This is a genomic window from Microcoleus sp. AT9b-C3 (assembly GCF_036705485.1).
In the GTDB taxonomy this organism is placed as follows: domain Bacteria; phylum Cyanobacteriota; class Cyanobacteriia; order Cyanobacteriales; family Microcoleaceae; genus Microcoleus.
This window is the reverse complement of the sequence record NZ_JAUBUR010000037.1, coordinates 56,218-63,209: the sequence shown is the minus strand read 5'-3', so window position 1 is coordinate 63,209 and position 6,992 is coordinate 56,218. Positions and strand designations below refer to the sequence as shown.

At 44.6% G+C, this 6,992-nt stretch carries 6 protein-coding genes; 4 read left to right on the top strand and 2 right to left on the bottom strand.

The features are described from left to right. Window positions 1-316 precede the first annotated feature (316 nt). The gene (locus tag QUB77_RS25905) at window positions 317-694 is read right to left on the bottom strand and encodes a Mo-dependent nitrogenase C-terminal domain-containing protein (protein ID WP_333178610.1); all 378 of its coding nucleotides are present in this window, start codon (window positions 692-694) and stop codon (window positions 317-319) included. A gap of 470 nt (window positions 695-1,164) precedes the next feature. Here QUB77_RS25905 and QUB77_RS25900 point away from each other — a divergent pair, with 470 nt between their 5' ends. Next, the gene (locus QUB77_RS25900) at window positions 1,165-1,755 is read left to right on the top strand and encodes a rhomboid family intramembrane serine protease (protein WP_333178612.1); all 591 of its coding nucleotides are present in this window, start codon (window positions 1,165-1,167) and stop codon (window positions 1,753-1,755) included. Window positions 1,756-2,162: 407 nt separating this feature from the next. On the opposite strand, the gene QUB77_RS25895 is transcribed toward QUB77_RS25900, so the two are convergent. Then, window positions 2,163-5,072 (bottom strand): PAS domain S-box protein, encoded by a 2,910-nt coding sequence (locus QUB77_RS25895; RefSeq protein ID WP_333178615.1) that lies wholly within the window; start codon window positions 5,070-5,072, stop codon window positions 2,163-2,165. 51 nt (window positions 5,073-5,123) lie between these two features. Here QUB77_RS25895 and QUB77_RS25890 point away from each other — a divergent pair, with 51 nt between their 5' ends. The 3 genes from QUB77_RS25890 (at window position 5,124) to QUB77_RS25880 (ending at window position 6,582) form a co-directional block, all read left to right on the top strand. Continuing rightward, window positions 5,124-5,318: a hypothetical protein gene (locus QUB77_RS25890; protein ID WP_333178618.1), complete on the top strand. Its 195-nt coding sequence runs from the start codon at window positions 5,124-5,126 to the stop codon at window positions 5,316-5,318. Between the two features lie 457 nt (window positions 5,319-5,775). After that, window positions 5,776-6,159: a hypothetical protein gene (locus QUB77_RS25885; protein ID WP_333178620.1), complete on the top strand. Its 384-nt coding sequence runs from the start codon at window positions 5,776-5,778 to the stop codon at window positions 6,157-6,159. 234 nt (window positions 6,160-6,393) lie between these two features. After that, window positions 6,394-6,582, top strand: coding sequence for a DUF2949 domain-containing protein (locus tag QUB77_RS25880; protein ID WP_015178546.1), 189 nt, complete (start codon window positions 6,394-6,396; stop codon window positions 6,580-6,582). Window positions 6,583-6,992 lie beyond the last annotated feature (410 nt).

Sequence of the window (6,992 nt, the reverse complement as noted above, 5' to 3'; positions counted from 1 at the left end):
AAGTTACATCAGACGATATTTGGAATTGGTTTACTCACTGCTGTTATTGTACCTCATCTTTTTGATAAAGGCTATATTCTCTTCTCTTGATAGTTGTTTTACCTAACCGGGCTCCTCCCTACAAAAGCCTCCCAAACAACCACCCTTGAGATAACTATCAATCACGAAAAAAAAGAATTGATTGAAAACTGATTTACTGGGCGATTGAGAAATTGACCGCACTTTTGCTCCTTGAAAGCCGACACAAAACAAAAACCCTCCCTAACAAGGAGAAGGGAGGGTGAAAAGACAGTGAATAATTTAAGTTTTTGCAGAATTAACAATAAGGAGTCACATCCTCGCCACACTCGTCAGCCAAATAACACAAAGCTCGAAAGCGCAGCCCAACCACTTGCTCGTAAAGCGGATTTAACTTGCACAGCGGCGGAATGGATAATAAAGTGCGATCGCCAATTTTAACTTCCCGCTCAAACGGACACTGGCTGGGAATAAACTTACACAGCAACCGAGCCAACTTTTGACTTTTAATTGCAGTGTTATCAAGCCATTCTTTTAGCGGATGCAAGGGGTCAAAGTGTGGCTTTTGACCGTAAGGTTGAGAATTTGTAGCGACATTAACGGCGGTTTCTTGTTTGCTCAACCCTACCCAATTTGGCAGAGTTCGGTAGGAGATTGTATGCTCAAATACGTTCATTTTGCTCTTTTCCTCTTTTATAACGAGGTGCCAAGAACTCTCTGTAGAGCTTGTGCGATATTATCTACAATCAGTATCTACAGCATCTCGTTTTGCTTTACCGGATTGAACTTCTAAAATTAATGACTTAGGGCGAGAAAAGTAGTTCCTGATTTTTTTTAAAGGCGGTGTGCGCTCTAAAAACTGTCCTCATTTCAAGCCCAACGATTGATTGATAGGGTAAAAATTCTGTCTTCTACGTTCTAGCTTCAACCTTCGGTTGACTCTCCTTTTGTAGTTCAATTACAATTGTGACGCATTCAGGTGAATTATCCTATACGTGAAAATGCGGAACTTTTAATAAAACTTATAATATTTCTAAATAAGCTCTGCTGCAAAAAACCCTGAAACCTAGCCCCAACAATCTTTGCTCGCGATCGCTCAGAAACTTCTACAATGAGAAATAATCGGTATCACCGCCCCCACAACCCATGAGTAACCCAGAAACCAAAGCTATCACCCGCGAATTGCAAAGCCACGCCGCCATTCTCGGTGGCTTCGTCTCCCTCCTCTGGATTATCGAAATTGTCGATGTATTCGTATTCGGAGGCCGGCTAAATGACTACGGAGTCCACCCCCGCAGCCTCGACGGACTTCAAGGCATCCTGTTCATGCCTTTTCTGCACGGCAGTTTTGCTCACTTAGCCGCCAATACCCTCCCTTTTGTGACATTGGGTTGGTTGATTATGTTGCGAGAACTTAGCGACTTTTTTATCGTAAGTGCCGTCACTGTGCTAGTCAGCGGATTGGGAGTTTGGCTGACCGGCGCGCCTAATTCCGTTCACATTGGTGCCAGCGGATTAATCTTTGGTTACTTCGGCTTTTTGTTGCTGCGGGGCTATTTTGAACGCAGCTTTACCTCTATTTTGTTATCTTTAATTGTCGGTTTCTTCTACGGCAGTTTAATTTGGGGAGTTTTGCCCTCGCAGCAGGGAGTTTCCTGGCAAGCACATTTCTTTGGCTTTGTCGGCGGGGTATTAACAGCTCAACTTTTGGGGCGGCGGAACCGGGAAATTAGCTAGGAGTAGGACTTATGGTGCATCCTATCCTCACCTTAGTTTATTGCCCCGAATTTATCTGAAAGCGTAGGTTTTTTGTCAATAAACCTGGTTTCTTGTTTCCGTTGACAGTTGACAGTTGACGGTTGGGAGTTGACAAGCGAATTTCAAAGGTGGTACCCGCCACGTGATTTATCCGTGGAATCACTCCCAAATCAAAAATCCAAAATCCTCAAGAAAGAGCATTTATCCGTGGGGTCGCCTCTAAAATCTAAAATCTAAAATCTAAACTCCATTGACTGCTTTATAGCGACCTCTACCTGAAAGGAAGAGGATGGGAGTAATCAATAGTTTTCTTTTAATTTCTCCCGCTTATGCTTGGGGCTTTAAACCAATTCTTTCTGGTAACAATTGCGTCCCGGATAGCCAGACTAACTGCTGACCAATAATTCAACGCGGGCCGGCAAGTACACAGTAAAAACCGAACCGCAACCTAACTCGCTTTCAACGTGCATATCGCCACCCATCATCACGCAAAAGTGACGGCTAATAGTCAATCCTAAGCCCGTGCCGCCGTACTTGCGCGTAGTTGAGGCGTCGCCCTGCATAAATGCTTGAAATAAATGCTGCAATTGTTCGGGGGGAATCCCAATACCCGTATCAGCTACGCGAAAAATTATTGAGTCGGAAGGTTCTGCTATTTCTTGAGTTGTTAAGCTGTCATATTTAACTCTTTCAATGCAGAGGGTAATAGTGCCATGTTCCGTAAATTTGGCTGCATTGCTCAGCAGGTTGAGCAATATTTGACGAGTTTTGGTAATGTCAGCATACATCATTCCCAAGTCGCTACCACAATCAACTTCAAACTTATTAGAATTTTTATCTACCAAGGGTTTGACCGTAGAAACTACCTCGTCAATTAAATTAACCGGATTGAAAGTTTCTAAGTAAAGTTCCATCCGACCCGCTTCAATCTTAGAAATATCTAGAATGTCGCTAATTAAAGATAGCAAGTGTTTGCCCGCTGTTTGAATTTTTTGCAAGTCGGGGATAAAATCTTCGCAGCCTAAATCCTCGGCGTCTTCTTTGAGCATATCGCTGTAACCAATAATCGCGTTGAGGGGAGTTCGCAATTCGTGGCTCATATTAGCTAAAAAGGCGCTTTTGGCTTGGTTTGCAGCTTGAGCGGTTTGAGCGACTTTTTGGAATTCTTCTGCTAATTTGCGCTGGGTAATATCTTCGGCAATACCGACGATGCGGTAAATTTCTCCGGTTTGGCTGCGGACTGGAAAAGCCCGATCGCGCACCCAGCAAACTGAACCTTCCGTTGGCGTAGCCCCCGTATGGGATCGCACTACCCGATACTCCTCATCATAATCGCCCCGCACCTGTTTCGCAAAAGCAGCCTTGACGCGATCGAGATCCTCCGGGTGAATAGCATCCCAAAAAGCCTCCGGTTCTGACTGCAAACTCTGACAGCTCAAATTCCATATTTTTTCGCAAGCAGGGCTCACATAAATTAGCTGCTTTTGATTGGGTTCTCTAATCCAAAATACCTCATGAATATTTTCGGCCAACTGGCGAAACCGCTCCTCGCTAGCCCGCAACTTCTGCACAGCACTGTGAAATTCAGTCACATCCTGAATCAGCGATGCCACCCCAATGATGCTGCCATCAGCATCAACCAAAGTCGTATTGTACCACTCGCACAGAATTATTTTGCCGTCTTTTGTGATGTTCTCGTTAAGGCTGGTAACTCCTCCTTGATTAGTGAGCAAAGTTATAGATAGTTGCCTGACATATTCCTTAGCACTTTCAGGAACTATGAGATCGACTCCGTGGCGTCCCATAGCTTCCAAGCGGTTGTATCCAAAAATTCTTTCCGCTGACAAATTCCATTCCGCTACTTCAAAGTTTAGATTCCATTCAATCGCTCCCAAAGGAGTTTGGTGAAGATGGAGAGCCAGTTTTTGCTGGGAGTTTTTCAGAGAAATAATTAATTGATTTTTGTCGGCGATCGCAGATTCTACCCGATCTTCGAGAGTAGTAAACGACTCTTCCAATTGACCGGCCATCCTATTAAAAGAGCGAGCCAAGACACCCACCTCATCCTCTCGCTCTACAGACGCCATCAAGCGGGAATCTACTGCCATCCCGTCCCATTCTCCCCGGGACAAAGCCTCCGCAGCCTTGCTCAGACGCCGAATCGGTACAACAATCCACCTAGAAGTCAGAGCGCCAATCGCCGTTGCCAGCACCAAAGCACCCAGACACATCACCACAGTATACCGAGTGTTGGCATGAATCCTTTCCATAAAATCGGCTTCAGGAACCGTCACCACAATCAACCAGTCGAGGCCCCTGCTGTCTAAAAGCGGCGTCACCTGTAGAAATTGCCGTTGACCGTCGATCGTAAAATCTAACTGGCGAGATCTGTCAATTTTGTGCAAATCCCCGAAGCGTTCTGTCAAATAGCGGGCGGTCGATCGAATTAGAACATTCTTGCTGCTCGTTGCCACAATCCGTTTCGCCACACCATTGCTAACAATAAATGGCGGTTCCTGAGTAGAATTTGCCACCAATTGCCCAGACCTTTCTACAATAAAAGTCTGTCCTGATTTGCCAATTTTTAGAGTTTCCAAGAAGTTATTGAGCTTGGAAAGTGCCAAGTCAGTACCCAGGATGCCAATCAGTTTACCATCCTCGCCATAAACTGGTTGACCAGCCGTAATCGCTAGTTTGGGAGCGTCAAAATAATTATAAATTTTACTCCAAGTCGGTTTGCCTGCCCGCACCGGAGCTATGTACCAAGGTCGGACGCGGGGGTCGTAGTTGAGAGTGGTTTTTAATAGCTTGGTTTGTTTCTCGAACTCGGACACCGCGTAGCTATGCAAATTATAGCCAGTAGATTGATTAGAAATCTGAATTTGCAAGTTGCCGTCGTCGAGGCGTTCAACTCCAATAAAATCTTTTTTTTCTGATGCGAATTGAATGTAGCTAATTTTATCAAAAATTTTGATTTGTTTGTAGAAGTAGCGTTGCAAACTATCACTATCCTGCTCGTTCACAATGCCGAGACGGATAGCATCGAGATTGAGCTGATTGATTTGGTGTGGCGTTTCAATATAACTATTAATATGTTGCTGGATACGCGATGTGACTTCTGTCCGCAGTTGTGCGGCAACATCGTTGACGGCTATGCGCCCGTTCCGCAGCGACAGCCACCCCGTCAACCCTACCGCAGCGAAAGTCTGGAGGGCAAAAGGCACAACAAGGACGATGCGAATTGGCACTTTACCCGACATCTTTAAAATCGGGTCGGTCAGATATTTGATTGGCATGGTAAAGCAGAACTATGATGAACCCACAACATTCCAGTCAAGTACAACTTGATGAGCGCAGGTTTTGAAGTTGAGAGGGTTTTAGTAGGCAAAGTGCTGTTAATAACTCGGAATCTGCCGCTGGCAACTGAGTTTTTAACGACTGCCACCGCCATCTTAGCGCGATCGGGTGCTTTGGGAACATTGGCGATCGAGATGAATGCAGTATCAATCTTGGACGTACTCTACACGCTCATATTATTATAGATTTTGAGATTAAAGAATTAAATAATTGGGAAAAAGAGATTCTGTAAGGGTTTAGAACTTGCCTGCTGTTCCATTCTTTTTTTAGGCTGGTATCTAAAACCGGGTGTTTTTAGCGTGGCGGCGGGCTGCAAGGAACTATTTTCGTGAAAAACAATGGATGGATAGCCACCCGTACGTCCACCACTAACTATTTTTCCCCTCCTGATCGAGAATTTCTTGATTGTACCCGCCACGTGATTTATCCGTGGAATCAATCCCAAATCGAAAATCTAAAATCCTCAAGCCCCCGAATTTATCCGTGAAGTCAATCCCAAATCGAAAATCTAAAATCCTCAAGCCCCCGAATTTATCCGTACTGCAATTGATATCTCCACAAGCAGCTACTTTTGATAGAGTGCAACTTAATGCTGGCTCGGTACAATAAGCGCATAGTAGGATGCAACTAGCGGAGGCATGGATGATGAACGCAGTTATTGCTACTCTTGGCACTGCTCTCGGACTGAGCTCAATTTTTATCGGTTTGACCCCGGCGGTTCTCGCCCAACAAAGACTGCAACCAGCGCCCCAATATTCGGAAACGACTTTATCTGGGGACTCGTTGAGGACTGTGGAGGACAGAACCTTAGACTCGGACTACCAAAACTTGATTGGTCAACCAGAAACGGGGACTAATTCTGCTAGAAGGGAAAGCAGCTTTGGCGATACATTTCGCCTCAAAATCGATGGCCCATTGGAATTTATTACTACTCCTTCGGACGCCCAGCGTCAAGGAAATCCTTTACCTCCTAAACAAACCGACAGCGGTACAGAAGCGGGAGTTCAGCTTCAGCTAGGACTTTAGCAATTTTAAATGAATTCATTTAAAGCAAACGAGCGATCGCGGAACCCAATTTTTGATTCTCGGAGTTATTGTGACTGCGATCGCTTTTTTATCAGAGTTTTATCACAAGTTTTGTGCGGTTTCGATCACACAAGGTTCTCTATTATGAACCTAAAATTAGACCAATTAAACTTCCGATAAAGACCAATTAGCTACATATCTTTACAATAGTGCATAAAACTGGCGGTGAAGGTGATGAGAAAGGCTCAACTGATCGATTATTTGCGGGGAGAGTTGGCAATATCGAATTCTGCCATCGCCGTTGCTCTCCGACACGGTGAACAAGATGCCAGCGAACTGCCGATGGTTCTGTGGCAGTACGGGTTAGTAACACTCGAACAGTTAAACCTAATTTTTGATTGGCTGGAAGCTCAGCCGACTTAGCAATTTAAAATCCTGAGTTAAAAAATATTGATATCGGATTGCAATTTTTTGACAAATAAAGCTTGCACAAACGGTCGTCGAAAAGTATAGGGTTGAGTGTTTAGGTTGAGGGTGGGTCTTATTTTTTCCCAATTAGAAAAATACAAATATACAGTAGGGACACAGCAGTGCTGTGTCCTCATTTTTTTTGCCGCCTAAAATAAACTGCTTTCATATCAAATGTGGCAGCATCGGAATTAATATTGCCCACAGATTTCGAGACGGCAGTGGCGTCTCCTCTATATCATGTCGCTCGTGCAACCGGAAACGCTATCAATCTGTCGAAGATGCGATCGCACTCGGCATCAAACAGACGGTATAAAACAAACCCCAGCAACTTTTAGGCTGCCGGGGCTTGTCTTGTTTAATTT